Source organism: Marasmitruncus massiliensis, from assembly GCF_900186535.1.
Classification (GTDB): Bacteria; Bacillota; Clostridia; order Oscillospirales; family Ruminococcaceae; genus Anaerotruncus; species Anaerotruncus massiliensis_A.
Genome location: NZ_FYDE01000003.1, coordinates 377856 through 403770, shown reverse-complemented (window position 1 = coordinate 403770; position 25915 = coordinate 377856). Strand labels below are relative to the sequence as shown.

At 54.9% G+C, this 25915-nt stretch carries 29 protein-coding genes and 1 pseudogene; 3 read left to right on the top strand and 27 right to left on the bottom strand.

Annotated elements, in window-relative coordinates; all coding sequences use genetic code 11:
* Nucleotides 1-167 precede the first annotated feature (167 nt).
* Nucleotides 168-806, top strand: a complete 639-nt coding sequence (locus tag C1A10_RS18340) for a hypothetical protein (RefSeq protein WP_180950954.1) — start codon at nt 168-170, stop codon at nt 804-806.
* Nucleotides 807-874: 68 nt separating this feature from the next.
* On the opposite strand, the gene C1A10_RS03155 is transcribed toward C1A10_RS18340, so the two are convergent.
* The gene (locus C1A10_RS03155) at nt 875-1939 is read right to left on the bottom strand and encodes an aldose epimerase family protein (RefSeq protein ID WP_341456880.1); all 1065 of its coding nucleotides are present in this window, start codon (nt 1937-1939) and stop codon (nt 875-877) included.
* Between the two features lie 141 nt (nt 1940-2080).
* On the opposite strand from C1A10_RS03155, the gene C1A10_RS18335 reads away from it, so the two are divergent.
* Nucleotides 2081-2239: a hypothetical protein gene (locus tag C1A10_RS18335; RefSeq protein ID WP_180950953.1), complete on the top strand. Its 159-nt coding sequence runs from the start codon at nt 2081-2083 to the stop codon at nt 2237-2239.
* 21 nt (nt 2240-2260) lie between these two features.
* A complete protein-coding gene (gene spoVM / locus C1A10_RS18915; RefSeq protein ID WP_101908839.1) occupies nt 2261-2344 on the top strand; it encodes a stage V sporulation protein SpoVM in 84 nt (27 codons plus the stop codon).
* Between the two features lie 44 nt (nt 2345-2388).
* Here spoVM and C1A10_RS03145 read toward each other — a convergent pair whose 3' ends face one another.
* The 26 genes and pseudogenes from C1A10_RS03145 to C1A10_RS03020 form a co-directional block, all read right to left on the bottom strand.
* Nucleotides 2389-3015, bottom strand: coding sequence for a thiamine diphosphokinase (locus C1A10_RS03145; RefSeq protein ID WP_101908838.1), 627 nt, complete (start codon nt 3013-3015; stop codon nt 2389-2391).
* Nucleotides 3012-3902, bottom strand: a complete 891-nt coding sequence (gene rsgA / locus C1A10_RS03140; RefSeq protein ID WP_180950952.1) for a ribosome small subunit-dependent GTPase A — start codon at nt 3900-3902, stop codon at nt 3012-3014. The genes C1A10_RS03145 and rsgA overlap by 4 nt, the downstream gene beginning before the upstream one ends.
* 32 nt (nt 3903-3934) lie before the next feature.
* Nucleotides 3935-5887: a Stk1 family PASTA domain-containing Ser/Thr kinase gene (gene pknB / locus C1A10_RS03135; RefSeq protein WP_101908837.1), complete on the bottom strand. Its 1953-nt coding sequence runs from the start codon at nt 5885-5887 to the stop codon at nt 3935-3937.
* Between the two features lie 19 nt (nt 5888-5906).
* Entirely contained in the window at nt 5907-6638 is a 732-nt protein-coding gene (locus tag C1A10_RS03130) for a Stp1/IreP family PP2C-type Ser/Thr phosphatase (protein ID WP_101908836.1), read from the bottom strand.
* A 109-nt stretch (nt 6639-6747) separates the two neighbouring features.
* Nucleotides 6748-7803, bottom strand: coding sequence for a dual-specificity RNA methyltransferase RlmN (gene rlmN, locus C1A10_RS03125; RefSeq protein WP_101908835.1), 1056 nt, complete (start codon nt 7801-7803; stop codon nt 6748-6750).
* 5 nt (nt 7804-7808) lie between these two features.
* Nucleotides 7809-9089: a 16S rRNA (cytosine(967)-C(5))-methyltransferase RsmB gene (rsmB, locus tag C1A10_RS03120; protein ID WP_101908834.1), complete on the bottom strand. Its 1281-nt coding sequence runs from the start codon at nt 9087-9089 to the stop codon at nt 7809-7811.
* 31 nt (nt 9090-9120) lie between these two features.
* The gene (locus C1A10_RS03115; protein WP_101908833.1) at nt 9121-9804 is read right to left on the bottom strand and encodes a zinc metallopeptidase; all 684 of its coding nucleotides are present in this window, start codon (nt 9802-9804) and stop codon (nt 9121-9123) included.
* A gap of 23 nt (nt 9805-9827) precedes the next feature.
* Nucleotides 9828-10748, bottom strand: a complete 921-nt coding sequence (gene fmt, locus C1A10_RS03110) for a methionyl-tRNA formyltransferase (protein WP_101908832.1) — start codon at nt 10746-10748, stop codon at nt 9828-9830.
* A gap of 23 nt (nt 10749-10771) precedes the next feature.
* Nucleotides 10772-11239, bottom strand: a complete 468-nt coding sequence (gene def / locus C1A10_RS03105; RefSeq protein WP_101908831.1) for a peptide deformylase — start codon at nt 11237-11239, stop codon at nt 10772-10774.
* Between the two features lie 49 nt (nt 11240-11288).
* The gene (locus C1A10_RS03100) at nt 11289-11576 is read right to left on the bottom strand and encodes a DUF2500 domain-containing protein (protein WP_101908830.1); all 288 of its coding nucleotides are present in this window, start codon (nt 11574-11576) and stop codon (nt 11289-11291) included.
* Between the two features lie 76 nt (nt 11577-11652).
* Complete coding sequence (gene priA / locus C1A10_RS03095) at nt 11653-14106, bottom strand: replication restart helicase PriA (protein ID WP_101908829.1); 2454 nt, start codon at nt 14104-14106, stop codon at nt 11653-11655.
* Between the two features lie 14 nt (nt 14107-14120).
* Nucleotides 14121-15335 carry a bifunctional phosphopantothenoylcysteine decarboxylase/phosphopantothenate--cysteine ligase CoaBC gene (gene coaBC, locus C1A10_RS03090; RefSeq protein ID WP_101908828.1) on the bottom strand — a complete coding sequence of 405 codons (1215 nt, stop codon included), beginning with the start codon at nt 15333-15335 and terminating at the stop codon, nt 14121-14123.
* A 76-nt stretch (nt 15336-15411) separates the two neighbouring features.
* On the bottom strand, nt 15412-15615 hold the full coding sequence (gene rpoZ, locus C1A10_RS03085; protein ID WP_341456879.1) for a DNA-directed RNA polymerase subunit omega: 204 nt from the start codon (nt 15613-15615) through the stop codon (nt 15412-15414).
* Nucleotide 15616: 1 nt separating this feature from the next.
* Nucleotides 15617-16222: a guanylate kinase gene (gmk, locus tag C1A10_RS03080; RefSeq protein ID WP_101908827.1), complete on the bottom strand. Its 606-nt coding sequence runs from the start codon at nt 16220-16222 to the stop codon at nt 15617-15619.
* Nucleotides 16215-16478 carry an extracellular matrix/biofilm regulator RemA gene (gene remA, locus C1A10_RS03075; protein WP_101908826.1) on the bottom strand — a complete coding sequence of 88 codons (264 nt, stop codon included), beginning with the start codon at nt 16476-16478 and terminating at the stop codon, nt 16215-16217. The genes gmk and remA overlap by 8 nt, the downstream gene beginning before the upstream one ends.
* Nucleotides 16479-16489: 11 nt before the next feature.
* Nucleotides 16490-17368 (bottom strand): YicC/YloC family endoribonuclease, encoded by an 879-nt coding sequence (locus C1A10_RS03070; RefSeq protein WP_101908825.1) that lies wholly within the window; start codon nt 17366-17368, stop codon nt 16490-16492.
* Nucleotides 17369-17573: 205 nt separating this feature from the next.
* Nucleotides 17574-18977, bottom strand: a complete 1404-nt coding sequence (locus tag C1A10_RS03065; RefSeq protein ID WP_101908824.1) for an oxaloacetate decarboxylase subunit alpha — start codon at nt 18975-18977, stop codon at nt 17574-17576.
* 16 nt (nt 18978-18993) lie between these two features.
* Nucleotides 18994-19384: pseudogene (locus tag C1A10_RS03060) on the bottom strand (biotin/lipoyl-containing protein).
* Nucleotides 19385-19445: 61 nt separating this feature from the next.
* A complete protein-coding gene (locus C1A10_RS03055; protein ID WP_101908823.1) occupies nt 19446-20849 on the bottom strand; it encodes a carboxyl transferase domain-containing protein in 1404 nt (467 codons plus the stop codon).
* 222 nt (nt 20850-21071) lie between these two features.
* Nucleotides 21072-21449, bottom strand: a complete 378-nt coding sequence (locus C1A10_RS03050) for a hypothetical protein (protein WP_145997682.1) — start codon at nt 21447-21449, stop codon at nt 21072-21074.
* A 33-nt stretch (nt 21450-21482) separates the two neighbouring features.
* The gene (locus tag C1A10_RS03045; protein WP_101908821.1) at nt 21483-22220 is read right to left on the bottom strand and encodes a pseudouridine synthase; all 738 of its coding nucleotides are present in this window, start codon (nt 22218-22220) and stop codon (nt 21483-21485) included.
* A 79-nt stretch (nt 22221-22299) separates the two neighbouring features.
* Nucleotides 22300-23445, bottom strand: a complete 1146-nt coding sequence (locus C1A10_RS03040) for a D-alanyl-D-alanine carboxypeptidase family protein (RefSeq protein ID WP_242968816.1) — start codon at nt 23443-23445, stop codon at nt 22300-22302.
* 63 nt (nt 23446-23508) lie between these two features.
* A complete protein-coding gene (gene ytfJ / locus C1A10_RS03035) occupies nt 23509-23937 on the bottom strand; it encodes a GerW family sporulation protein (protein ID WP_101908820.1) in 429 nt (142 codons plus the stop codon).
* An 18-nt stretch (nt 23938-23955) separates the two neighbouring features.
* Nucleotides 23956-24567, bottom strand: a complete 612-nt coding sequence (locus C1A10_RS03030) for a DUF2953 domain-containing protein (protein WP_101908819.1) — start codon at nt 24565-24567, stop codon at nt 23956-23958.
* A 28-nt stretch (nt 24568-24595) separates the two neighbouring features.
* On the bottom strand, nt 24596-25180 hold the full coding sequence (scpB, locus tag C1A10_RS03025; protein ID WP_101908818.1) for an SMC-Scp complex subunit ScpB: 585 nt from the start codon (nt 25178-25180) through the stop codon (nt 24596-24598).
* Nucleotides 25177-25908, bottom strand: a complete 732-nt coding sequence (locus C1A10_RS03020) for a segregation and condensation protein A (protein ID WP_101908817.1) — start codon at nt 25906-25908, stop codon at nt 25177-25179. Before C1A10_RS03020 ends, scpB begins: the two co-directional genes overlap by 4 nt.
* Between the last annotated feature and the right edge of the window lie 7 nt (nt 25909-25915).

Below are 25915 nucleotides of genomic sequence, written 5' to 3'. Positions count from 1 at the left end.
AACTATTTCACCCTGCACGGTTGGGGGAAGCGCTGCGGATTACACAGGATAACCTGGACTGCCGAAATTTTTACGCATTCAACCCCAGCTTTGATAAAAAGTGCAACCCCGCTGACATCGCTCCGGTCGCTCCTCAGCCCGTCAATGCTGTAGCCGGAGTCTCGAACATGGCCGAAAACATGGTGAATCCGATGGCAAACGCACAGATCAATCAGGTTTCTCCGGTTACCGCCTACAAATCCCTGGATACTCCTGTCAGCAAAGTATCAGAAGCTGCCACTTCTAAAGTATCCGATATTGCTTCAAAGGTCATAGAGAACGTCACTTCAAAAATAGCTGATATCAATCTTTCCAAAACTGCCGGTGCTTCCAAAGTCGCTGATGTTTCCAAGGTGGCCGATATGAACACGGCCAAAGTCGCCGACGTCTCCAAGGTGTCTGATATGAACGTGTCCAAGGTCGCCGACGTCTCCAAGGTGTCCGATATGAACGTGTCCAAGGTCGCCGACGTCTCCAAGGTGTCCGATATGAATATCTCCAAGGTCGCCGACGTCTCCAAGGTGTCCGATATGAACGTGTCCAAGGTCGCCGATGTCTCTAAGGTTGCCGATACCAACGTATCCAAAACTGCCGGCGTCTCCAAAGTTGCTGACACATCCGCCTCAAAAACGAATGATGTCTACCCAGCCTATCAGTACAATCAGCCAATCCTTAATACATCCAACTACGGGTATAACCAGGTCAGCCCATATTCCAACAACCCCTCCGCAAAGCGGAGCAAACACAGCAATAATGGATGGGGCTGAGCCCTGCCGGGCGCCTCTATACAGATCAGTCCATAAAAAAAGCCCGCTTGCGCGGGCTTTTTTCTATATCACTTCGCATCAAAACGGTAAACGGTGACAGATTCATAACGTTGTCCGGCTTTCAAAATTGGGTTATCCCATTCAGGGTGGTTCACAGAATCCGGAGCATACTGTGTTTCCAGGCAAAGCGCGCCGCGCCTCTGATAGTTGCAGCCTCCTTTGCCGGCGATGGTTCCATCCAAGCCGTTCCCTGAATAGAACTGGACGCCGGGCAGCGTCGTTTCACAGATCATATGCCTCCCGCTTGTTTCTTCATAGAGCTCCGCGCAAGGCCCCATGACACCGTTTCCTTTTCTAAGCACCCAGTTATGGTCGTATCCGCCGCCGAAATGCAGCGGCTGGTAATCCGCTTCAATCCGCTCGCCCACCCGGTAAAACTCCCGGAAATCCATCGGCGTACCGGCAACCGGAAGGACACGCCCTGTGGGAATGCTTTCACTGTCTGCCTCGGTGAAAAAATCCGCATAAATTTTCAGCTGATGGTTTAAAACCGTTCCGGAATCATGGCCCGCAAGATTGAAGTAGGAGTGGTTTGTCAGGTTGCATACCGTATCGGCATCGCAGACCGCAGAATAGCGCAGCTCAAGGGCATTGCCGTCTGTCAGCAGGTATTCGGCGCTGACGGAAAGCGTACCCGGATAATTTTCCTCACCGTCCGGGCTGGTATAGGTAAGCCGCAGCGCCTGGTTCCCGTCCCGCACCACGGTTTGGGCATCCCACAGTTTTTGGTCAAACCCTTCAATTCCGCCGTGAAGATGGTTTTTCCCCTGGTCATTGACAGCAAGCTGATAGGTTTTCCCGTTTAATGTAAACCGGCCCTGTTTGATGCGGTTGCAGCAGCGCCCAACCAGTGCGCCGAAAAAATGCCTGCGCGCCCGGTATCCCTCATAGCCGGCATGTCCCAGCACCACATCCGCAAACATTCCATTCCGGTCAGGGGCCAGAAGGGATACAATTGCGCCGCCGAAATTGGTTACGGCGACTTCCATTCCATTCACATTTTTCAGGGTATAAAGCTCCGCGGTTCTCCCGTCTTCAAGGATGGCAAACGGTTTTACTGTCATTGCTGTCATGAAACGCCTCTCCTTTTATGCTGCAGTCTTTTTTTTCATTATAGTCCGTCTCTGCGGGAATGTAAATGAAATTCAGGGCTGTCTGTCACCAAAATCCTTAAAATGCGTATATTGAACTATACGCAGGGCGGAGGTGACAAGATGAAACGCAAGGATTTTCTGGATTGTAATTGCTGGGCGCTGATGGGGGCCGGTTTTGGATTGGGCGTAGTGCTTGCCGTGTTTGCCTCGTTGAAATTGGTGTTGATATTAGCCGGCGTTTGTCTGGTCGCTCTCGGAATACGTATCCTGATTTTGTGATTCAAAGGAGGCTTTATCTTCATGAAAATTGTCGTTGTAAAAAGTCCGCGGTTCCTCGCGCCAATTTTACGGCTCCTGTTCGGTATAAAAAAAGAGAATACATAAAAAAGCTCTGGGCAGGCCCATCAGGCGGCTTGCCCAAAGCTTTTTTATTCCCGGGAGGCAATTACCAGCAAAGTGCCGTTTCCCGCCGTGATTACCGCCTCTTCGGCGGAAAATTCGTTGCTTGTGCCCACAGGGATAACGGGACGCATCGTGTAATCGGTAAGCGGGTATTCCAGCCCCTCCAGTGTTACGCCTGTACAGGGCCCTCCCCACGCGAACACGGAAAGATGATATCCTTCCATCCGGGGGATATGCAGAGAACCGTTCCGGACAATCCATGCCGCATTCCGGTTCGACAGAATCTGCCCCGTTGCTTCGTTTTCACAGAGAAAGGAAAGCGCCTGCAGATTGGAAATCGTATGATCCAGACGGCCGCCGAAGCCGCCCAGTATCAGGAAATCACGGCAGTCCCGTTCCAGACCGCAGCGAAGCCCCAGCATGGTATCCGTATCGTCCTTATGCGTAGAGGCCTTTAATACCGGAATGTCCGGCGGAACCGTTTCTTGCAGGGAATCGAAATCCCCCACTGCCAGATGAGGGGTAATGCCAAAATATCTGGCGGCCGCATATCCCGAATCGCAGGCTATGATAAAATCGTCCGGACGAATTTCCGGATGGACACGGTCAAAATCGGACAGCGGCCCGCCCGTCAGCACAATGCAGCGCTTCATTTTTTCAGTTCCCACTCCTTGATTTTTTTTGCGTCCTCATAAAGCGCGCAGTAGTTTGCATGACGCGACGGATGGATTTTTCCCTGATTTACAGCTTCCAGAACCGCGCAGCCCTTCTCCACCGTATGCGAACAGCCGGTAAACCGGCAATGATCCGTATACTCCGCGAATTCCGGGAAGCATCCGGCAAGTTCTTCTTTCAGAATCACCTCATACCGCTCAAGTTCCACCGCGGAAAACCCGGGGGTATCGGCAATGTACCCGTCCTCACCGGTAGGAAACAGCTCCACATGGCGGGTGGTGTGGCGGCCCCGGCCAAGCTTCTGGCTGGTTTCCCCCGTTTCAAGGGCCAGACGGGAATCAATGCGGTTGAGCAGGCTGGATTTCCCTACGCCTGTGTTGCCGGAAAAAGCGCTGATCCCATGGGAAAGCGCCGCCCGAATCTGTTCAATTCCCTCATCGCTTTTATCGGTTACAGTGAACACCGAAATCCCTATTTTGCTGTAAATCTCTTCCAGCGCTTTCGCGCTGCCCAAGTCGCTCTTGGTAATTACCAGCATCGGCCGGATGCCTTTGTGGCAGGCAATCGCCATCATCTTGTCGATGACCAGAAGGTTTGGCGCGGGGTCGGCAACCGAAGTGACAAGTACAAATGTGTCCAGGTTTGCAAGCGGCGGGCGCACCAGAGCGTTTTTGCGCGGCAGGATTTCCGCGACCTGTCCCTTGCCCTGCCCAAGCTGTTCCATTTTCACTGAGTCCCCAACGAGAGGGCTGACTCCTTCTTTTCGGAAGAGCCCCCTGGCGCGGCATTCATAAACCTCCGCACCGGCTGTCACATAATAGAACCCGCCCGTTGCTTTCGTAATCAGACCTGTCAGATACTCCATACAGCCGCCCTTCACAGAAATAGATTTTGATTTCATTCTTCAAATTCGTCTGCGTAGTTATGGAGAATGCGGTGTCCTTTTTGGTCGTAGTCCAGCTCATACACCTGATAAAGCTCTCCATCAAAGAAAATATTCACCTCTGTGATCCCTTCGCCTTCAAAAGCAGGTTTCCAGACCTTGGCATTGGAAGGATTGAGCGTTTCCTTGGCGACTTCCTCGCCGTCCTGTGTGGCGGACATTTCCACATCGCGGTCAACCGACGCAGGCAGCGGAACAAACAGGGACATCTTGATCGGCCCGCTGCTTTCGCCGGCAACCGTCACGTTGATCTTGCTATTCTGCTCCACCATGGAATCCGCCGCGGGAGATTGCTCGATAATCGTACCGTCCGGGAATTCGCCGTCATAATCAGAGTCGTAGGTCACCTTGTCGATCTGCAGTTTATAATTCTGCAGCAGGGTACGCGCATCCTCGATGCTGATTCCTGCCAGATCCGGCACGGTAACCTGTTTTTGCTCCTTGCCCATGCTGACATAGAGCGTCACCACTTCGCCTGCGGAAACTTCCTCTCCCTCTCCGGGAATTGTTTTCACGATGCTGTCCAGCGGTATGGTATCGCTGAACATTGCCTTTTCATCATAATCAATGCCCCACTCCTTGAGCTGGGCAATCACCTGCTTGACGTCCATGCCTTCAAAATTGGTCAGCTTGATCGTCTTCTGGCCGGTGCTGATTTTTACTTTGACAATCGAATCGACTTTGACATTTGTTCCCGCTTTGGGACTTTGGTCATAAATGACCCCTTTACCGTAATCGTTGTTGTAATCGGTTTTTTCCACTTCCAGTTTAAAATTTTCGTATTTGGGGGAAATCTTGATGTCATCATACTTAAGCCCGATTAATGTGGGGACTTCCACATCTTCGACGGGCGCAAACGGATTGTTCAGATAAATCATCCAGCCGATAAACGCCGCCGTCACAATCACAAAAGCCGTCGTTACTCCGGCGAGAACCGGAATAATCGGAGCCCGTTTTGTTTTTTCTTTTTTGCGTTTCACCTTTTTTTGATCCTTTCGGGCATTCTGTATCGCATTGGTGTACTTGCTGTTTTCCGCCGGCAGCGGTACATTCAGATATTTATATTCAAATGAAATCGACGGATCGCGCTTGAATTCATCGATATCCCTCAGCATCTGTGCCGCGGACTGGTAGCGTTTTGCCGCGTCCTTCTCCATGGCATGCATGGTAATCTCCTCCAGCCCCTCCGGGATGGAAGAATTCAGCGTGCGCGGCAGGGCCGCTTTATTCTGAATCTGCTTGAGCGCGACCGACACCGGGGTATCGGCTTCAAAAGGGACCTGCCCGGTAAGCATCTCGTAAAGGATAACGCCGACCGAGTAAATGTCGGTGCGGGCATCGATTGTCCCGCCGGCAGCCTGTTCCGGGCTGATATAATGCACCGAGCCGATCGCCCTGTCGGTCAGCGTGCGGGCCTCGCTGCGGGCAAACCGCGCGATGCCGAAATCAGTGATCTTGATGGTGCCGTCAGACAGAAGCATAATATTCTGAGGCTTGATATCACGGTGGACAATCCCCTTTTCATGGGCATGCTGAAGCGCCCGCAGGGTCTGCACCGTAAAATGGACCGCTTCCTTCCACTGAAGCACGCCCTGCTGCTCAATATACTCCTTGAGCGTAATTCCGTCAATGTATTCCATCACAATCGACTGCATCCGGTCGGAAAAACTGACATCATACACGCGCATAACATTGGGATGGTTCAGCACCGCCATGGCCTTGCTTTCATTTTTAAACCGGCGCCGCATGTCTTCATTGTCCATATATTCCTCGCGCAGGATCTTGACCGCTACAATCCGGTCCTCCAGCACGTCATAGGCCTTATAGACATTCGCCATGCCCCCGATACCGATGATTTCCATGATCTCATATCTGCCATCAAGCTTTTTGCCTAAATATTTATCCATTCCTATGTTTCCTCCCGCGTTATTTCGCGATGATAACAGCGGTAATATTGTCCGTTCCGCCCGCTTTATTCGCTTCATCGATCAGCAGAAAAACATCCTGCTCACCTGCGCATGTGGTAATCAGATCAAGGTGCTCCTCGGGAGGAGCATAATTATAGAGCCCATCCGAGCAAAGCAGCACCCGGCCGGAGGGAAATGGATGCTCCATATATTCCAGCTCCACTTCCCGTTCCACTCCGAGTGCGCGGGTAATATAATTGCGCTTGGGATGCACACGTGCCTGTTCGTCGGTAATCTCGCCGCTGTCTACCAGCAGCTGCACCACGCTGTGGTCCCTGGTGAGCTTCCGGGAAGAGCCTTCATGCTCCGGGATAAAATAGGCGCGGCTGTCCCCGGCGTGCGCCACACACAGAAGATCGCCGCAGACCACAGCAAGCACCACCGTAGTACCCATTCCCTTCAGGGATTTATCCGCGCCGGCCATCTCAAAGATCACCGCGTTGGCGGCAGAAACCGCGGAAACGACCATCGATTTGACCGAGGCCGGTGACGGATGGCTGGAAAGCCCTCTGGAAAGCGCCTGCCCGATGATTTCCACTGCTCTCCCACTCGCGATATGCCCGCCGTTCTCTCCGCCCATACCGTCGCACAGGACCGCATATGCGGTAGTATCATCGATCACTTCGAAAACATAGGCATCCTGATTGGTGGCGCGCACACACCCCTTATCGGTCCCCCCATAGATCTTCATCAATCGTTAGCACTCCTTCTTGCCACACGGCACGATCTTGCAGTGTGGACGCTGTTTTGGCGAATTCCGCTCAACCCGCTTTTCGGGGGCAGGTTCGCGGCTGGCCGCATCAGCCCACATTTCCGTTTTCCTGCTCCGCCGCATCCTGTCTGCGGAGCTGCCCGCACGCGGCGCTGATATCGCTCCCCAGTTCCCTTCGGATCGTCGCATTGACGCCAAGCTGCTCCAGCCTGTCGCGGAACCGCTCAATCGCGGCGCGGTCTCCGCGCCGGTAGCCTGTCTCCTCCACCGGGTTGACCGGAATCAGATTTACATGCGCGCCCATCCCCTTCAGGCGGGAAGCCAACTCCGCAGCATTTTCGGGCGAATCATTCACCCCCGCGATCAGCGCGTATTCAAACGAGATTCGCCGCCCGGTCGTCGCAAAGTAGTCGCGGCACGCTTCCAGAAGCTGTTCCACATTGTATTTGCGGTTGATGGGCATCGATTGGCTGCGGATTTCATCATTAGGGGCGTGCAGGGAAACCGAAAGGGTCAGCTGAAGCTTCCGCCGGGCGAGCTCCCGGATCTGATCCACCAGCCCGCAGGTGGAAAGCGAAACGTGGCGGAGCGAAAGGTTGAGCCCCTCCGGGCTTGAAAGAATCTCCAGAAACTTCATCACCTGCTCGAAATTATCGAGCGGTTCCCCGATGCCCATCATCACAACGCCGTCCACACGTTCGCCGCTGTCCGCCTGAGCGGTATACACCTCATCCAGCATCTCGGACGCGGTGAGATTCCGCACGCAGCCCGCAAGCGTGGACGCGCAGAATTTGCAGCCCATCCGGCAGCCCACCTGCGAAGAGATGCACAGGGAGGTCCCATGATGGTAATGCATGAGGACCGCCTCCACGCAGTTGCCGTCGCGCAGTTCATAAAGGTATTTTACCGTACCATCAATAGCGGAAACAAGCTTTTTTTTGATGCAGACGGTATTTATGTAAAATTTTTCGTCAAGCTGACTGCGCAGCGATGCAGAAAGATCGGACATTTCGGCAAATGTGGATACCCGTTTGCCATGCAGCCAACTGTAAATCTGCCCCGCACGAAAGTTCGGCAGCCCCATTTCTGCGGTTACCGTCCTTAATTCCGTAAGGGTACAGGATTTGATGTCGATTTTTTCCATTTATCTCACCGTTTTTGCAGGACGGATACAAAAAAGCCGTCGGTATCGATCGTTTCTCCGGTATAGGTCTGCTGCGAAACAAGAGAAAACCCGCTCTGCTCCGCCAGAAACCGGGCAACCACCTGCTCATTTTCCGCAGGCAGCAGCGTGCAGGTGGAATAAACCAGCGTGCCGCCCCCTGCTAAATAGTGTGAGGAAGTTTGCAGGATTTTATACTGTATTTCCGGCAGATTTTGGATAGATTCCCGCGGCTTGTATTTGATTTCCGGCTTGCGGCGGATGATCCCGAAACCGGAACAGGGCACATCGCATAACACCCGGTCAAAGGCACCTGCCGATTCGTCAAATACCGACGCGTCCCATACCGAAGCCGTCACAGAGGAAAGCCCCAGCCGCGCGGCGCCGTGCCGCACCAAAGCGGCGCGTTTGGCATGCAGATCTCGGGCGGCAACTTCACCCTGATCCGCCATTAGCTGCGCGATGGTAAAGGTCTTCCCGCCCGGCGCCGAACACACGTCCAGCACCCGCTCCCCGGGCAATGCTCCAAGAGAGGCCGCACAGATCTGGGACGCCTTGTCCTGCACATGGAACAGGCCCTGCTGGAAGGCATCCAGCTTTTCCACCGCCGCGCGCCCAAAAACCGCAACACAGCCCGCTACTTCCTCATCGGGCTTTGCGTCCACCCCCTGCTCCCCGAGCAACCGACAAAGCGACTCCGCATCCGTTTTCAGCGTATTCACCCGCAGATAAACTGGCGGCTTTCCAAGGGAACGCTCCAGCATCCGCAGGCAGGCCGCTTCGCCATAGTGTTCCAGCCAAACAGAAATCAGCCACGCCGGACAGGAATATTCCACCGCAAGCTGCTCCGCCCGGCCTCCGGAAACAGGAGGAATCTTCTTGCCGTCCCGCAGGAAACTGCGAAGCACACCGTTGACAAAACCGGACGCCTTTGTTTTCCCCATCGCCTTGACCAGATTCACGCTTTCGCTCACGGCGGCATAGTCATCCACCCCGTCCATAAACACCAGCTGGCAGATTCCCGCGCGCAGAACCTCCCTCACCGGTGCGGAAAGCTCCGACAGCGGCTTGGCGGAATAAGCGCTTAAAATATGGTCTATCGTTAGCATCCGTTCCAGGGTACCATAAAACAACGCCGACGCAAACGCGCCGTCGCGCTGGTCCAGCCCGTTCTGGCTGATCAGGGAATCAAGGACAAGGTTGGAGTAGGCGTTCGCGGTGCTCTGGCGCAGAAGCGCCTGCACCGCCGTATATCGTGCATCTTTCATTCTGAATATCCAATCTGATAAATTTGCCGGGTCAGTCGCGGCGGTTGCGGGAAAGCAGTACCAGCCTCAGCAGCTGCATCACTGTCACAAGAAGCGCCGCCACATAGGTCAGCGCGGCTGCCTGCAGCACCCTGCGGGAACCCCGCAGCTCGGACGGGCTGAGATAATCAAAGTTCTCCAGCGTGGCAAGCGCGCGCGAGGACGCGTTGAACTCCACAGGCAGGGTCACCAGCTGGAACACCGCCACCAGCGCAAACAGAAGAATACCCAGGTTGGAGAGCATTGGCAACGAGAAAATCAGGCCCAGTATAAACAATGGGACCGCCAGCTTTGAGCCGAAATTGGTCACCGGAATGATCGCATTCCGAAACACCAACGGCGAATAGTGGGTGGCGTGCTGGACCGCATGGCCGCATTCGTGCGCGGCAACCCCGACCGCCGCCACGGAATCACTGAAATAGACATTGTCGGAAAGCCGCACGACCTCGGCTGACGGGTCGTAATGGTCGGTCAGATTCCCCCGGATGTGTTCGACCCGGATATTCTGCAGGCCGTTGGCGTCCAGAATCCGCCTTGCGGTCTGTTCCCCCGTCAGGTGGCTGGCCGAACGCACATGGGAATATTTCCCGAACGTACCCGATACGGTAGCCTGCGCCCACAGCGCAAACAGCAGCGCGGGCACCACCAGAATCAAATAGTAATAGTCAAAAAACATCGAAAATCCTCCTTCCAGAAGAATTATTCCCCTAAGAAACTGCCCGCGGCAACCGAATGTCCGCGCAGATAATCGGCAGCGGGCATTCTTTTGCTGCCCTCCGCCTGAATTTCGAGCAGTTCGACCGTCCCGCTGCCGCAGGCGACAATCAGACGATGTGAGTCCACTACACAGCCCGGGGCGCCGGAGCCGTCCACAATGCGGGCGCGGTAGACCTTCAGCAGCTTCCCGCCCAGCAGCGTATGGGCGACCGGCCAGGGATTCATACCACGTACAAGGTTCAGCACCTCCGCCGCAGATTTCGTAAAATCAATCCGTGCAAGCTCCTTGGTCAGCATCGGTGCATAGCAGGATGCCGTGTCATCCTGCGGCGTCCGCGGCGCTTCGCCTTTCGCAATCAGGCGCACCGTTTCGGAAAGGGCGTCTGCCCCCAAATCCGCCAGCCGGGCATAAAGTTCGCCAGAAGTTTCGTCGGGGCCGACTTCCACAGAACGGCTGAGAATCATGTCTCCGGTATCCAGCCCCTCCGCCATATACATTGTGGTAACGCCGGCGGTCTGATCGCCGTTGAGCACGCTCCACTGGACGGGAGCCGCCCCGCGGTATTTCGGCAGGAGCGACCCATGCACATTCACGCATCCGTAACGCGGAAGCTCCAGAATCTCTTTCGGCAGAAGCCGTCCGAAAGCCACCACCACAATCAGTTCGGGGGCAAGCTCCTGCAGAATTCCCGAAGCTGTGCCGTCCTTCATCTTTTCGGGCTGAAAAATCGGAAGCTGATGCTGCAGTGCAAGCTCTTTCACAGGCGGCGGAGCCAGTTTATAGCCGCGCCCTTTCGGTTTATCCGGTTGGGTAAACACGCCCGCTATTTCATATCCGTCATCCAGCAGCCGCCGCAGGGACGGCACCGCGAAATCGGGTGTGCCCATAAATACGATACGCATAGAGTCCCTCCATATCCGCAGAATTATTCGCCCAGTTCTTCAGGCGTGAGCATATGGTCTGTTTTATCAATAAACAGGACGCCGTCCAGATGGTCTGTTTCATGGCAGACGGCAACCGCGAGATAGTCTTCGGCAGTCAGCTCGAACGGCTTGCCATGACGGTCCTGCGCCTGTACCACCACTTTTTGGGGGCGGTGCACCATCCCGTATTCCCCGGGGACAGACATGCACCCCTCGCTGCCGTACTGGTCGCCGGAACTTTCAGTGATCACAGGGTTGATGAACTCTATCAGCCCCTCCCCGATATCAATGACAACCGCCCGCCGAAGGATGCCCACCTGCGTGGCGGCAAGGCCGACCCCGTCCCCGTCCTGCATGGTTTCATACATGTCGTCAAGCAATGTCCAAAGACGCTCATTAAAGTCCGTCACCGCCCGTGCTTTTTTGCGCAGCCGTTCATCGCCGTTTTTAATAATATTTCTTAGTGCCATCTGTTAATCCTCCAGAATTTTATTGTTTTCATCTATACGGACGGTAACATCAGTATCTGCTGAATTCCTCAAAATCAAGCAAAGTCCTGCCCCGATAAGCCAGCATCCCCCGCATGCCTTCTTTCAGTCTGCCGTAGTATTCCTCCCGCGTGGAAAGAACGCGGCTTACGCCGTCCCCGCATTCGCAGGTAAAGGTATAAACAGGCGCGCCCCCGACAGAAGAAACTGTTTTTCGGGTGAGCGTCGCCTCGCACTCCTTTGGCTTTCCATAATCCAGCCGCCTTCTGACGTAATACACCACAGCCACAAACCCGGCAATCACAAAAAACCACTGCATTTCTATTATACCTCCTCTGCGCGAAAATGCTTAAACAATCTTAAAACATTCCAAAAAAATCCGCAATTTCAGGCAATTATATCGAATTTTCATACTTGGGGTCTATAAAGACTGAGACATCCTTCTGCGCGTTCTGCGCATAATACCATTCCACCACACGCCAAAGCAGCGTGCGGAAACGGGCATTATAACTGCATTTCACCGCCATCCTCCAGCGGTATTTGCCTGCCACCCGGTTGATCTGACTCTCGCAGGGCCCAAGCACCCGCAGAGGCAGGTCGGGATACTCCCCGCCCGCCAGTTCCGCGAATTTTGCCACAAAGCACTGCGCCGCGTCCCGGACCTGCGCATTCACCAGCCCGGAAAATCCGACGCCCACCATATCACAGAATGGCGGATAAAGGTGGATGCGGCGGCTTTCGATCTCCTGCGCAAAAAAGCTGTCGTAATCCTGCGCGGCCGCAAGAGAAATCACCGTATTTTCAGGCGTAAACGTTTGAATATAAGCGCGGCCAGCCTTTTCCGCACGCCCGGAACGCCCCACGACCTGTGTAAACAGGGAAAACGCCCGCTCATAGCTGCGGTAGTCCTGCGCATACAGGGACGCGTCCGCCGAAAGCACGCCCACGAGCGTCACATTCGGAAAATCCAAGCCCTTGGCAACCATCTGGGTTCCGATGATCATATCATATTTGCCCGCAGAAAAATCGGCAAAATATTTTTCGTGGGAAAACCTCGCCATTGTGGTGTCCATATCCATCCGCAGAATCCGCGCATCGGGGAACAGCTCCCGCAGCTCCTGCTCCACCTTCTGGGTACCGGCGCCCGAAAACCGCAGCAGCTTGCTGCCGCAGGTGGGGCAGACCTCATCCGCGCGCGCGACATACCCGCAGTAATGGCACATCAGGTGCCCGTTGGCGCTGTGGTAGGTCAGCGCTACCGAACAGTGCGGGCACTGCGCCACCGTGGAACAGACGGCGCATTTGACCAGTGTGTTGTAGCCGCGCCGATTGAGTAGAAGAATCGATTGCTCATGATGGTCGAGGTTTGATTGCAGCTGTTCGATCAGTTCCTGTGATAGAGACGCGGAGCTGGCGTTCAGCGCCTGTGTGGACATGTCCAGAATCGTCACATCCGGCAGGTTTGCCTTACCGTAGCGGTTTTTGAGCGTCAGCAGATGGTATTTCTCCTGCCGGGCGCGGTAATAGCTTTCGACGCTGGGCGTCGCGGAAGCCAACAGCAGAAGCGCCTTATGGTAAGCCACACGCACCCTCGCCACGTCCCGCGCGTGGTAACGGGGAGACTGCTCGGACTTGTAGGTGGATTCCTGTTCCTCGTCCATCACAATCAGCCCGATATCGTCCAGCGGCGCGAACACTGCGCTTCGGGTTCCGACAACAATCCGTGCGCCGCCTTTTTTGATGCGCTTCCATTCGTCCATCCGCTCCGACATGGTGAGCCCGCTGTGCAGAACGGCGATCTGGCTGCCGAAATAGCGGTGGAAGCGGTCGATGGTCTGGGGGGTCAGCGAAATCTCCGGCACCATGACGATGACGCCGCGGCCGCGCTCCAGCACATGGCGGATTGTACGCAGAAACACCTCTGTTTTGCCCGAACCGGTCACACCGTAAAGCAGAGCGGCGGCGGGGGAATCCTGGTCCGCAAGGGCGCACAGGCTCTCAAAGGCCGCCTCCTGCTCATCGGCAAGCACAATCGAATTACTGTCTTCCCGGGCGTGGCGATTTGCATAGGGATTGCGATAGATCTCCCTGGTAAAATAATGGAGGATACCCGCTTTTTCCAGTCTGTCCGGTACGGTTTTGCCCACAGCGGCAAAATAACAGACTTCTTTAAGCGACGCCTGCCCCACCCGGGAGAGCAGTTCCACTACCGCCTTCTGTTTGGCGGTGATTTTCACGCCGGTGATATCGGAAAGCTCGCTGATGCCATCCGCAAGACGCACCATCACCAGCTTTTCGTCCAGAATCCGCTGGCGGATTTCCTGGGACTTAATCAGAGTTCCGTTCTCGCACAGAAAGCGCAGCACCGGGGCGTCCGCCGCCAGGCCCAGCGCGGCCAGCATGGTTTCCTCCCGCACCGGCTTTCCGCGCCCCGACAGATAATCCACAACCTGCCTTACGTCACCTGGAAGTTCCTCCCCTTCCGGAACAGGTTCTCCCAGTTCATAGGTATATTTCAGCTCCACGCCGATTCCCGGCGGGAGCAGGGTACGGACAGCGTCATAATAGCCGCAGAAGGTCGTCTCTTTGAGGTAGCGGACAAGCGCCAGCATTTCCGCGTTGAGCAGCGGTTCTTTATCAACAAGCGACGCGATGGTTTTCAGCTTCGCGCCGCCGTCTTCCTCCCCCAGCTCCATGACCAGCCCGAACCGTGTGCGATTCCCGGCCCCGAACGGAACCGTTACACGGCAGCCCGCAGAAACGGGTATTCCCTCCGGAACAAGGTAGGAAAACAGTTTATCAAAATGCAGCGTGGCGTTTTCCACCACAACTTTTGCAATTGTTGACAACTTTCTGCCCCCTGTCAATGCCCCTCTGACCGGTTTTTCTCCCTGTAAAGAACAAGCAGCCGGTCCAGCAGCGCGTCCGCGACCGCATCCTTGCCCATCAGCGGCAGCGGCTCCGCGCCTTTCGCCGTCAAAACAGTGACACGGTTGGTTGCCGTTCCGAATCCCGCGCCTTCCTCTTTCAAGCTGTTTGCAACGATCATATCCGCGCCTTTTTTCTCCAGTTTGGCGCGGCTGTTCTCAACCAGGTCCCTGGTTTCCATGGAAAACCCGCACAGCACCTGATGTTCCCCGCGGTGGCTCCCAAGGTAAGCAAGGATATCCTGCGTACGGCTGAGGTGCAGGGTCAGTTCCCCGTCCCGTTTTTTGATTTTATCCTCGGCGGCTGTTTCGGGACGGTAGTCGGCCACGGCGGCGCACTTGATGATCAGTTCCTGTTCCTGCGCGCGGGAAGCCACCGCGTCAAACATCTCCTGCGCGCTCACTACCGGCACAACCTCCACGCCGGCTGGCGGTTCCAATGCGGTCTTGCCCGTCACCAAAGTGACCCGCGCGCCGCGCCGGCGGGCGGCCGCCGCAAGCTCGTATCCCATCCTTCCGGTGGAATGGTTGCTGATAAACCGCACCGGATCAATTGCCTCCTGCGTCGGCCCCGCCGTGACGAGCACCCGCAGGCCCTCAAGGTCGTGCGGCGTCAGCGCCCTGCGCACCGCCTCAAACAGCACCGGCGGGTTGGGCATGCGCCCCCTGCCGATATCGCCGCAGGCAAGCCATCCGCTGTCCGGTTCGACAATTTCAACGCCGAACCCGCGCAGGGTTTCCAGATTGCGCTGGGTAATGGGATTGTCAAACATGCCCGTGTTCATGGCGGGCGCTATGATCTTTGGGCAGGAAGCCGCAAGGAAGGTCGTTGTGAGCATATCGTCCGCGATTCCCGCCGCTATTTTCGCAATCACGTTGGCGGTCGCGGGCGCCACCAGAAACAGGTCGGCCTTTTTGGCAAGCGCCACATGTTCGACGTTATACTCAAAATTGCGGTCAAACGTATCCAGAGAAACCCTGCGGTTTGTCAGCGTTTCAAAAGTCAGGGGCGTTACAAACTCCGCCGCATTCTTCGTCATAATCACATGCACTTCCGCAGCCGTTTTGCCAAGGTCGCTCGCAAGCTGCGCGGCCTTGTAGGCGGCAATGCCGCCGCTGACTCCCAATATGATCGTTTTTCCTTCAAACATCAATCTTCCTCCCGCCCCAGTCTGTACGAGCCTGTTGAAAACAGCCCTGTTTGTGACAGGGCTGCAATGGAATCGTTCAGTTTTCTTTCATACTCAGCTTATATCTTCCGTTGGAAAACTCCTCGATTGCTTTTTTAACCGGCTTTTCCTCAAGGATAATCTTTTCTTCCTCGGCTTCCTCCGCGATTTCGCGGGCACGCTTTGCAACAGCGACTACAAAAGCGTAACAGCTTTCATTGGGCTTAATCATGGATGCCATGGACGGTCTGAGCATATTCATATCAATCACTCACTTTTTGAATTAGTTTTTTCATATTTTTCGTTTGGCATTTCGCAGCTGTTACAATACAGGATAATTCCGCACGGGCTTTCTCCACATTGTCATTGATGATTACGTAATCGTATTCCATTGCATGCCGCATTTCCTCACGGGCCGTGTTTAACCGCATTTCTACAATAGCCGGTGGTTCGGTGCCCCGATTGGTCAATCGCCTTTGCAAAACCTCAAAAGAAGGGGGTAACACAAAAATAAATACCGCGTCAGGGAATGTTTTCTTGATCTTCATCGCTCCCTGAACCTCGATTTCCAAAAAGACATCCAGCCCCTCCATCAAGTGCTTTTCCACTTCCGCGCGAGGGGTGCCGTAATAGTTGCCGCTGTATTGTGCATATTCAAGAAGGCCGCCGTTTTCAATCAGAGCTTCAAACTGATTCATACCGAGAAAGTGGTATTCCACTCCTTCCGTCTCACCGGGCCTGGGGGCACGTGTTGTAGCGGAAACTGAAAGCACCGCATTTTCATGCGCTTTCAGATAAGGCCCCAAAATCGTTCCCTTGCCCACTCCGGAAGGGCCGGAATAGACATAAAGCATGCCGGTTTTACTCATCCTCTTCAACCTCATCGTCGTCCTCGTCTACCAGACGGTTTGCAACTGTTTCCGGCTGCACAGCTGAAAGGATCACATGGTCGGAATCTGTGATGATCACCGCGCGGGTGCGTCTGCCGTATGTCGCGTCCACCAGCGTTCCCCGGTCACGGGCATCCTGGATAATACGCTTGATCGGAGCGGATTCCGGGCTGACAATTGCGACCAGCCGGTTTGCACAGACCATGTTGCCAAAACCGATATTAATCAATTTCATGACGCATCCTCCTACTCAATATTCTGAATCTGCTCACGGATTTTTTCAACTTCGCTTTTCATGTCAACTACAATCTGCGCAATGGAAACATCCTGCGCTTTGGATCCTATGGTGTTTACCTCGCGGTTGATTTCCTGCACCAGAAAGTCCAGTTTCCGCCCGACAGGCTCGTCGTGGGTAAGAATATCCCGGAACTGCGCAATGTGACTGGAAAGACGGACGGTCTCCTCATCCACCGCAATCCGGTCAGCAAAGATGGCAGCTTCCGTGATGATGCGCGCTTCATCGATCTGGCGGTCCGCCAGCACTTCCGCAATTTTGGCGGCCAGTCGTTCACGGTAGGCTTCCACTGTCCGGGGGGACTGCTCCACGACAACGGCAACCCGGGATTCAATAAACGCCAGCCGGGCCAGAAGATCCGCCTTCAGGCGTTCACCTTCCACCGTACGCATGTTCACGAACTTTGCCACCGCTTCATCTGCAACTGTTTTGATCGCGCTCCAGATGGCTTCTTCATCCTCCGGTTCCTTGCTCACTGTAAAAATATCGGTAAAACGGGAAACAGAACTCAGAGTGAGGTCATCCTGCAGATGAAACTCATGCCCAAGATCACGCAGCGACCGCACATATGCGCCCGCCAGCTCGCGGTTGATTTCCACACTGACATTTCCGGCGTCAAAAGACTGGAGGGTAACGCCAACCTCCACCTTGCCACGCGAAATCAGGCCTTGTATATAGCTTTTCAATTTTTCTTCCACATAGCCGTACATGCGCGGCACCCGTGCCGAAAATTCAAAAAAACGGTGATTGACCGACTTTATCTCTACGGTAATGTCACGTCCGTCAATCTGCCGCTGGGCGCGTCCGTAGCCTGTCATGCTTCTGATCATGCGCATTACCGCCTTTATCATTTTTTCCCGGCGGAGGCCGGGAATTTTGCTGTTCTATATCTTCTTATTTTATATGAAATCTGCCATTTTGTCAATTTCTGCATTGTAATTCCAGACCGTACAGTCTGTGTATCAAAGACATATGCACATCCCTGGGTAGGAAAAGTCCCTCACCCGTCAGGTGAGGGACTGAAAAAGCTTAAATTTAAGCCGGATGGACTTTATTTTCCTTGTCGGAGTGTTTTCCGTCGACACCGTATTTTTGATTCTTACGGGACTCGAAGAACTTCGGTGCCACCTGCGGGAACATCGCCATCGTCAGAACGTCCTCGTCCTGCTCAAGGTATTCCTGCGGGAAGTCTGCGCGCAGTTTATCCAGTTCCGGAGCAATCAGGTCTGCGGGGCGGCAGTCGATCGGCTGTTCGTCGCCAAGAATCTGCTTGCGGAATTCCGGAGAAATCGGAGCGGGCGTTCTGCCGTACTCCCCTTTGACCAGTCCGCGGAACTCTTTGGTGACCATCTTGTAGCGTTCGCCCATAATCACGTTGAACACCGCCTGGGTACCGACAATCTGGGAGGTCGGGGTTACGAGCGGAGGATAACCGGAATCCTTGCGGACGTTGGGGATTTCCTTCAGCACATCCTCGAACTGGTCTTCTTTGCCGGCCTGTTTGAGTTGGGAGACCAGATTGGACAGCATGCCGCCGGGAACCTGATAAAGCAGGGTGTTGGCGTCCACGCCCATGACCTTTGGCGAGAGCAGACCGCTGTCCAGATATTTCTGGCGCAGTTTCGCAAAATGCGCACGGACAATATCCAGTTTTTTAAGGTCAAGTCCGGTATCGTACGGGGTTCCCTGCAGAGCGGCAACCATCGACTCCGTCGCCGGATGGGAGGTACCCAATGCCAGCGGGGACATCGCGGTGTCGATGATATCGACACCCGCCTCAATCGCCTTCAGGCAGGACATAGAGGCCAGGCCGGAGGTGTAATGGGTGTGCAGGTTAACCGGAATTTTCAGCTGACCTTTCAGCGCGGTTACCAGTTCCGTGGCAACCGTAGGATTGATCAGACCTGCCATATCCTTAATGCAGATGGAATCCGCCCCGGCGCTCTCCAGCTGCTTGGCATAGTTGACGAAATACTCCACATTATGCACCGGGCTGGTGGTATAGGAGATCGCCGCCTGCATGTGCGCGCCCATCTTTTTAGTCGCTTTAATTGCGGTTTCGAGATTGCGGATATCGTTCAGCGCATCAAAGATACGAATGATATCGATTCCGTTGTCAACCGATTTCTGAACAAAATATTCAACCGCGTCATCCGCGTAATGGCGGTAACCGAGCATATTCTGCCCGCGGAACAGCATCTGCAGCTTGGTGTTCGGCATATTCTTGCGGATTACGCGCAGTCTTTCCCAGGGGTCCTCGTCAAGGAAGCGGATGCACGCGTCAAACGTCGCGCCGCCCCAGCACTCGCAGGAATAGAATCCCACTTCGTCCATGGCGGGCAGGATCGGGAGCATCTCGTCCAGACGCATGCGTGTCGCAATCAGGGACTGATGCGCGTCACGCAGGATCGTTTCACAGATTTTTACCTTTTGAGCCATCTTGTCATACCTCCCCTTAACCGATGGAGATCAGCAGATCATTCGAGTTAACAGTGTCGCCTTTTTTCACATGCACGCCGACAACGGTTCCGCTGACGGGAGCAAAAATCTCGTTTTCCATCTTCATGGCTTCCAGAATGAGCAGCAGGTCATTTTCTTTTACCTGGTCGCCCTCTTTTACTTTCACATCCAGGATATTGCCGGGCATCGGGGCGTTCACTTTGGTCGCGCCGGCGGGAGCAGCTGCCGGAGCAGCGGGAGCGGGGGCTGCGGCGGGAGGGAGCGGCAGCAGGTGCGGGGGCTGCGGCAGGAGCCGGAGCGGCAACGGGAGCCGGTGCGCCGGCGGCAAGCTCATCCACCTGCACGTCATACGCCCTGCCATTGACAGTTATATTAAATCTTTTCATGATAGAATCCTCCTTATATCATTTGATTCTGAAAAACTTGAAAACGGAACTGATCCGCGTATTACATCGGGATATTGCCATGTTTCTTCGGCAGAGTGGTCATCCGTTTTCCGGCCAGCATATCCAGCGCGGAAATGATGACGGAACGGGTCTCTGCGGGATCAATCACATCGTCGATGTGGCCTTTGGCAGCGGCCGCGTAAGCAGACGCGTCGTTAGCGGCATAGTCGGCCTCAGCCTGCTGGCGGGAAACCTCGGCGGTAATCCTGTCGCCGCCAAGGAACGCAATCGCGGTGGCGGGGGACAGGGCGCTGATCGTGGCTTTCGGCCAGGCAACGGTATAGTCCGAATTTGCCGCACGTCCGGCCAGCGTAATATAAGCGGAACCATATGCTTTACCGACCACGACCGCAACCTTGGGAGTCGTAGCTTCGGCGTAAACATGCGCCAGCTTGGCAACTTCACGGATACCGCCGCGGAAGCCCTGATTCGGAACCGGAGCAAACGCTTCACAGTTGACAATTGTGATCACCGGGATCTGGAAGGAATCACAGATTGTGACAAAGCGGGCGATCTTGGATGCGCCGCCGGAGCAGATGGTGCCGCTGTTGGAAGCCGCAACCACGCCCACCGAGGAACCGGCGATCGTGGCGAGGCCGACACGCGCGCTGCTGGAATACTCCGCCTGAAGCTCCGTCACACTGTCCGCATCCACGATATTTTTCGCAATTTCGAAAAGATCGGCGCCATCGATATTGACAGCCGCGGAAGAAAGAGCCAGGCCACCGCCGGAAACTGCACTGAAATTGCACATCGGCGCAGCGGAAAGGTTGTTGGAGGGAAGAAGGGAAATGAGCCTGCGTGCGGCGGAGATTGCCTCGGCATCATCTTTTTTGACAATGTGGGCAACGCCGGAGCCGGCAGCATTCGCAGCATCGCTGGCGCTCTCAACATCCCCCGTGGTCAGGAAAAGCTCCGCCTTTTCACTCATCACGACAAAGTCGGCGGAAGCAGCGATCAGTGCCGCGCTGCCGGCGCAGACGCCGAGCACCAGAGAAATCTGAGGCACAACACCGGACAGGTTGTTGCTCCAGCAGAGCATCTCGCCGTATGCATCCATAGCGTCCAGCCCTTCTTCAACCGCTGCGCCGTTGGAATCATAAATCCCGACTACCGGCGCCCCGGTCTTAAGGGCCAGCTCATAAATCTTTTTGATTTTAGAGCCCTGCGCGGCGCCGACTGCGCCGCTTTTTTGTGTGGAATCCTGTGAGAATGCGTATACAGGGCTGCCTTCAACGAGGCCATATCCTGTAATGACGCCAGCGCCATCGCAGCCGGTTTTCACCAAAGCTCCAACCTCAACAAATGTGTCGGGGTCAAACAGCGCCGTCAGCCTTTCGCGGGCGGCGGTTGCCTTCAGTGCTTCCTTGCGTGCGTCGGCCAGTGTCATAGCCTTGTCACTCATGTTTTGTTCCTCCTATCTGAATCAAAAACTAACGTTATTTACTCATTCTGAACTTTTTCCCCAAAAAAAGTTCAAAATGCAACCACGTTAAAGTATACACGTTTTTTTTCCAAATAACAAGCATCTTTCTTCATTTTCTGATATTAATTTAACATGTTTTTCATCGTTTGGCGAATTCTATCAAACCATGTAAAAATGCGGACGCATAATGCGCCCGCATTTTTATTTGGAGCAGGGTTTCCGGGCGAAGAATTCAGCAAGACTGAATTCTTCGCCTGCCCGGTACCCCAGTTTTGTCAGCGCAAACTGAATTTCCTGTGAAATGCCTTCGCCCAGCCGCGCCGTTCTCGCGCCCGCCTTCAGCTGCGCATTGAAAGCGGCACGGGCAATCCCGTCAATCATCGGGATATCTGCCCGGCGTCCCGTATCAACCCCGCACAGTGTACAGCAGCCACCGGGCGCTGTGAAAAAGGCGGCGGTTGCAAGCACGTCTTCTCCCTTGTAGGCAGCATAGGCAAACGCTCCTTTTTCGAAAACGCCAAAGCTGCCGCAGACACGTTCCGCAAGCCGCGGGTCGGTAATCCGTTTAATTAAAAACATGCTGTCTTCTCCCCTTTTGACAACCTTGCGCATTTACTTTTTCTGCGCCGCATTGCGCATCGCGATCAGTTCGGAAGGCTTAAGTTCCCGCCACTCGCCGGGAGGCAGCATTCCGAGCTTGAGCGGGCCGATGGAGACACGCTTGAGCCTCGCAACCTCCAGCCCGACCGCCTCGCACATACGGCGCACCTGGCGGTTGCGTCCTTCGGAAATCGTGATTTGCAGCACAACCCGGCCCTCCTGCTTCTCCAGCACCAGTACGGTCGCGGGCAGAGTCATTTTTCCGTCGAGCATGATGCCCGCTCCCATTTGTGCCGCCTGCTCGTCGGTAATGTCCGGGCGCACCGTCACACGGTAGGTTTTGCTGATATGGCTGGACGGATGCATGACAAGGTTGGCAAAATCGCCGTCGTTAGTCAAAAGGAGCAGCCCTTCACTGTTTCGGTCAAGACGGCCCACCGGATACACCTTGCAGGGCGCATCCTTGACGAGATCGGTTACACAGCGGCGGCCCAGCTCATCGGACGTTGTTGTCACAAACCCGCGCGGTTTATGAAGCATTAAATAACAATTCTTCTTCTTTTTTTGCAGCACAACGTTTACACCGTCAATTGCAATTACGTCGCGCGCCGGATTTACGGGATTTCCCAGCACCGCCGGGCGGCCGTTAATGGTGATACGGCCCGCGCGGATAGCATCCTCCGCCTTTCGGCGGGAAAGAATCCCGTTATCAGAAAGCACTTTTTGAATGCGAATTCCCTTGACTACCATATTTATTTGCACCTGTTCCTTCCATGACTCACGTCATTGACTGATCTTATTCTTTTCCATTCTGTGTTTATAAAGCGATTCAGCTTTGGTTGCCAAACAGTTTCTCCAGCAGGTTGGACTTTTGCGATACTTTTACTGTCTTTCCGAGCGTCAGCGGAAACTCCAGCACCGGCTGCCCGCTCAGGCAGACCGAAAGATTCCCCACAACCCGCCCCCGCTCCGCCGGCGCAAACAGGATCGGTTCCGCGGTCACATCCACGGTAACGGCTTCCCCTTCGAGCACCGCGAGCTTCGGCGGCTTCTCATAAACAGCCCGTACCTTGGAAGCTGTCCCGCCCATAACCGGAATCTGGATATCCGGCAGAATTTTGGCGACATTGGTGAGGACCATACGGCTGAAATAGCTGTCATATAGCTTTGCGTGGACGTTCCAGTCATCCGGGCAATTGAGCGTCACCGCAATCAGCTTGATGCCGTCCCGTTCAGCGCAGGAAACCAGGCACCTGCCGGCGGCTGTCGTATAGCCGGTTTTTACGCCTACCGTACCCTCGTAACTGCGCAGCAGCCGGTTATGATTCTGCATCCAGCGGTTATAGGGCGGGTTTCCATACTGCACCACGGCCTTGCTTTGGGAACAGATCTCGGCAAAAAGCGGATTTTTCAGGGCCTCCCGCGCGAGAAGCGCCATATCATAGGCAGTGGAATAGTGATTGGGGTCGTTCAGCCCCGACGGGGTCACGAAATGGGTATCGTCAAGGCCGATTTCCTCCGCGCGCGCATTCATCAGATCGGCAAAATCCGGCAGACTCCCCGCTATCCGCATGGCTGCGGCATTGGCGGCATCATTGCCGGACGGCAGAAGCATTCCATAAGCCAGTGCCCGCAAAGAGACGCTGTCCCCCTCCAGTAGGCCCATGGAAGAGCCCTCAACATGGACCGCGGCGGTGCTCACAGTAAAATAATCATCCAAACGCTCCTGTTCCAGCGCGATCAGAGCGGTCATGATTTTAGTGGTTGAAGCCATCGGCAACCGCAGATGCGCGTTCTGTGCAAACAGCACACGCCCCGTTTCGGCGTCCATCAGCACCGCGCCTTTGGCTTTAATTTCATCGGCTAACGCCGCCTGTGTGCCATTCGCGGCAGGAGCCGCCTGCGCATCGGTCAGCCGCATGCCCAAAAACAGAAATAAAAAGCCTACCAGAAGCCCTACCAGTTTTTTCGCCATCATCCATCACCCGCAGCTTAAAATAAGATACAGGTTATTTGTATGCGGCAACACACGCCGACATTACCGGGTGCCCTTTTCCTCTGTTGGCACGGAGTCTTTGCTGTCTTTTGATTCCTTTTTGTCCTTTTTAAACATTGTTCCCAATTTGTCGATCATTTCGGGCATCAGGCTGACCATACGGTCGGCAGTATTCTTGCTGTTGTCCATCTGCAGCAAAGAGACCGCGCCATCCTTGATCACAAGGAAGCCAAGCGGCTGCACAGAAACGCCCCCGCCCGCGCCGCCGCCGAACATCTCATTTTGCTTGTTAGTCGGCAGATCGGAGCCGCCGGAAGCAAAACCGAAGCTTACCTTGGAGATCGGGATAATGACGATTCCGTCCGGCGTTGTGATTTGATTGCCAATAATGGTGTCCGCGTCCACAAGTGAACGCAGATTCTGCATCGAGCTGTCCAACAACCCGTTAATCGGGTGGCCCTCGTTAGCCATTTGAATTCCTCCCAGCGGTTATTCCTGTTGAAGTTTCTTTCTGTGGATGGTTTTGACCAAAAACGCGGCAAATATACGAGCCGCCGCCGCAAGCACGATAATAGGCATCAGGCGGCCGCGCATCTCAAAATCCACAGAGCCTTTTTCCGAAACAAAATCCGGCCGGATTTCTATTTCGGGGTTTTTCAGATTCAAAAAATTTTTTGCAAGCGCATAGGCAGAATAAACCGCAGCGTTGCATTTGCCGTAGTCAACCGCAGTTTCCGCGGCGTCCCCCCCGGCAACTATCATCGAAAGCCGCAGCCGGTAAATCCGAAAACGGCGGACAATCATTCCCGCCCCGCCTTTCAGCGAAGAGAGCAGGTCAGCCGCAATGCCCAGCGTCCGGGAAAACTCCAGCGGCTTTTTCTCTTTTTTAGGTTGGAGTTTCTCCGCTTTTTTTGCGCGGGTCTCTGTATCGGCTGTTTTTCGTTCGGCTGCTTTAAGCAGGTCGACCTGAAAGAAAAGCCAGCGCAAAACGCCGACAGGCGCTTTACCGGTGCAGTAACGCAGGATGAGCCTCACAGGAACGCACAGAAGCAGCAAAACAGCAGCCAGTATTCCCAGCAGAACATATCCCACAATCGCCACGACTTTTCCCCTCCCTTTGCGCCTGCGCTCAGCTTTCCGGTTCTACAATCTCCTCGAACGCGACCTGCCCCTCCAGAACGCCTACCGGAAGCGGCTCCGGTTCTTCCGCCGACGGAAGCACGGGAAGCCCGTCCAGATTTTCCAGGCCGAAGCAGCGCAGAAAATGAGCGGTCGTCCGATATGCGATCGGGCGTCCGGGCAGTTCCAGACGCCCCGCCTCCTCCACGAGCTGCTTCTCAATCAGGGAATTTACGACGCCCGAGCTGTCCACGCCGCGCACCTGCTCCACAAACGCGCGGGTAACCGGCTGGTTATAGGCAATCACGGCCAGCACTTCCAGCGCGGCCTGAGACAACGGAATATTCTTGCGAAGTTCCAGCGCTTCCCTGATCACCGGGGCGAAGTCGGCCGTTGTGCAGAGCTGGAGCTTGTCCTCCAGCTGCAAGATTTCAAACGGCATGCCGGCGTCTTCCAGCGAATCACGCAGATGCGGCAGATACCGCGTCACTGTTTCCTCATCCGCCCCGATTGCCTGCGCAATCCTTGCGATCTCAACAGGGTCGCCGCCCGCAAACAGGATAGCCAATATTTGTTTTTGCGGCAAATCTATCATGTCAGTTCCTCCGACCGGCTGTGTTCTGGCTGCCGGCTGCGGTCAAAGCAGACCTCCGACCCCTCCAGGGTAATCCGTTTGGCTTTTACCAGTTCGAGAACCGCCAGAAACGTCGCCACAAGCTCGCTGCGGTCTGTGCTTGATTCAAACAGACTGACATACGAAGTTTTTCCATGACGGTACAGACGTTTCAGGATATGGATAATGCGGGATCCGACCGATACCACCCGCCTTGCCACGATGCCCGTAAAGGCCTTGACCGGAGGCGGGAGACGCCGTCTTCCGCGCCCCACCGCATCGCGGTAAGCGGCGTATAAAATACTGACGGGATGGGTCAGGCGGTAGGCGGCATCCACTTCCACCGGGGACGGCGGGTGGACAAAATTGCGGTACATCCGGTTCTGTTCCCCCAACTTTGCAGCCACCTGCTTGCAGACCTGATATTCCAGCAGCTGTCCCTGCAGTTCGGCCTTCAGCTGGGTGCCCTCTTCCTCATGCTTTGGAAGCAGCATCACGGTCTTGATATAAACCAGCCGGGATGCCATTTCGATGAACTCGCTCGAAATTTCCAGCCCACCGGTCTTCAGTTCGTTCATATAGGAAAGGTACTGTTCCAGCAGCTCGGAAATAGAGATCTCATAAATATCGAGTTTATGCTTGGAAATTAAATAGAGCAGCAGGTCTAAAGGCCCTTCAAACTCCGCCGTCTTAAAATTCAGCTTTTCCATATTCTTG

Bases quoted from the DNA above. Each gene is read 5' to 3' on its own strand.
- spoVM (WP_101908839.1), top strand. From the start codon at position 2,261: ATGAAAATTGTCGTTGTAAAAAGTCCGCGGTTCCTCGCGCCAATTTTA.
- pknB (WP_101908837.1), bottom strand. From the start codon at position 5,887: ATGGATAAATATTTAGGCAAAAAGCTTGATGGCAGATATGAGATCATG.
- C1A10_RS18340 (WP_180950954.1), top strand. From the start codon at position 168: ATGGCCGAAAACATGGTGAATCCGATGGCAAACGCACAGATCAATCAG.
- fmt (WP_101908832.1), bottom strand. From the start codon at position 10,748: ATGCGTATCGTATTTATGGGCACACCCGATTTCGCGGTGCCGTCCCTG.
- rsgA (WP_180950952.1), bottom strand. From the start codon at position 3,902: ATGGAGTATCTGACAGGTCTGATTACGAAAGCAACGGGCGGGTTCTAT.
- C1A10_RS03130 (WP_101908836.1), bottom strand. From the start codon at position 6,638: ATGAAGATCTATGGGGGGACCGATAAGGGGTGTGTGCGCGCCACCAAT.
- C1A10_RS03065 (WP_101908824.1), bottom strand. From the start codon at position 18,977: ATGGCTCAAAAGGTAAAAATCTGTGAAACGATCCTGCGTGACGCGCAT.
- C1A10_RS03070 (WP_101908825.1), bottom strand. From the start codon at position 17,368: ATGATCAGAAGCATGACAGGCTACGGACGCGCCCAGCGGCAGATTGAC.
- C1A10_RS03055 (WP_101908823.1), bottom strand. From the start codon at position 20,849: ATGAGTGACAAGGCTATGACACTGGCCGACGCACGCAAGGAAGCACTG.
- C1A10_RS03100 (WP_101908830.1), bottom strand. From the start codon at position 11,576: ATGCAGTGGTTTTTTGTGATTGCCGGGTTTGTGGCTGTGGTGTATTAC.
- C1A10_RS03050 (WP_145997682.1), bottom strand. From the start codon at position 21,449: ATGTTTTTAATTAAACGGATTACCGACCCGCGGCTTGCGGAACGTGTC.
- rpoZ (WP_341456879.1), bottom strand. From the start codon at position 15,615: ATGAATATGCTCAGACCGTCCATGGCATCCATGATTAAGCCCAATGAA.
- remA (WP_101908826.1), bottom strand. From the start codon at position 16,478: ATGAAATTGATTAATATCGGTTTTGGCAACATGGTCTGTGCAAACCGG.
- ytfJ (WP_101908820.1), bottom strand. From the start codon at position 23,937: ATGGCTAACGAGGGCCACCCGATTAACGGGTTGTTGGACAGCTCGATG.
- gmk (WP_101908827.1), bottom strand. From the start codon at position 16,222: ATGAGTAAAACCGGCATGCTTTATGTCTATTCCGGCCCTTCCGGAGTG.
- C1A10_RS18335 (WP_180950953.1), top strand. From the start codon at position 2,081: ATGAAACGCAAGGATTTTCTGGATTGTAATTGCTGGGCGCTGATGGGG.
- def (WP_101908831.1), bottom strand. From the start codon at position 11,239: ATGGCACTAAGAAATATTATTAAAAACGGCGATGAACGGCTGCGCAAA.
- C1A10_RS03145 (WP_101908838.1), bottom strand. From the start codon at position 3,015: ATGAAGCGCTGCATTGTGCTGACGGGCGGGCCGCTGTCCGATTTTGAC.
- C1A10_RS03115 (WP_101908833.1), bottom strand. From the start codon at position 9,804: ATGTTTTTTGACTATTACTATTTGATTCTGGTGGTGCCCGCGCTGCTG.
- rlmN (WP_101908835.1), bottom strand. From the start codon at position 7,803: ATGGAAAAAATCGACATCAAATCCTGTACCCTTACGGAATTAAGGACG.
- coaBC (WP_101908828.1), bottom strand. From the start codon at position 15,335: ATGTTTGAAGGAAAAACGATCATATTGGGAGTCAGCGGCGGCATTGCC.
- C1A10_RS03155 (WP_341456880.1), bottom strand. From the start codon at position 1,939: ATGACAGCAATGACAGTAAAACCGTTTGCCATCCTTGAAGACGGGAGA.
- C1A10_RS03045 (WP_101908821.1), bottom strand. From the start codon at position 22,220: ATGGTAGTCAAGGGAATTCGCATTCAAAAAGTGCTTTCTGATAACGGG.
- rsmB (WP_101908834.1), bottom strand. From the start codon at position 9,089: ATGAAAGATGCACGATATACGGCGGTGCAGGCGCTTCTGCGCCAGAGC.
- scpB (WP_101908818.1), bottom strand. From the start codon at position 25,180: ATGATAGATTTGCCGCAAAAACAAATATTGGCTATCCTGTTTGCGGGC.
- C1A10_RS03020 (WP_101908817.1), bottom strand. From the start codon at position 25,908: ATGGAAAAGCTGAATTTTAAGACGGCGGAGTTTGAAGGGCCTTTAGAC.
- C1A10_RS03040 (WP_242968816.1), bottom strand. From the start codon at position 23,445: ATGGCGAAAAAACTGGTAGGGCTTCTGGTAGGCTTTTTATTTCTGTTT.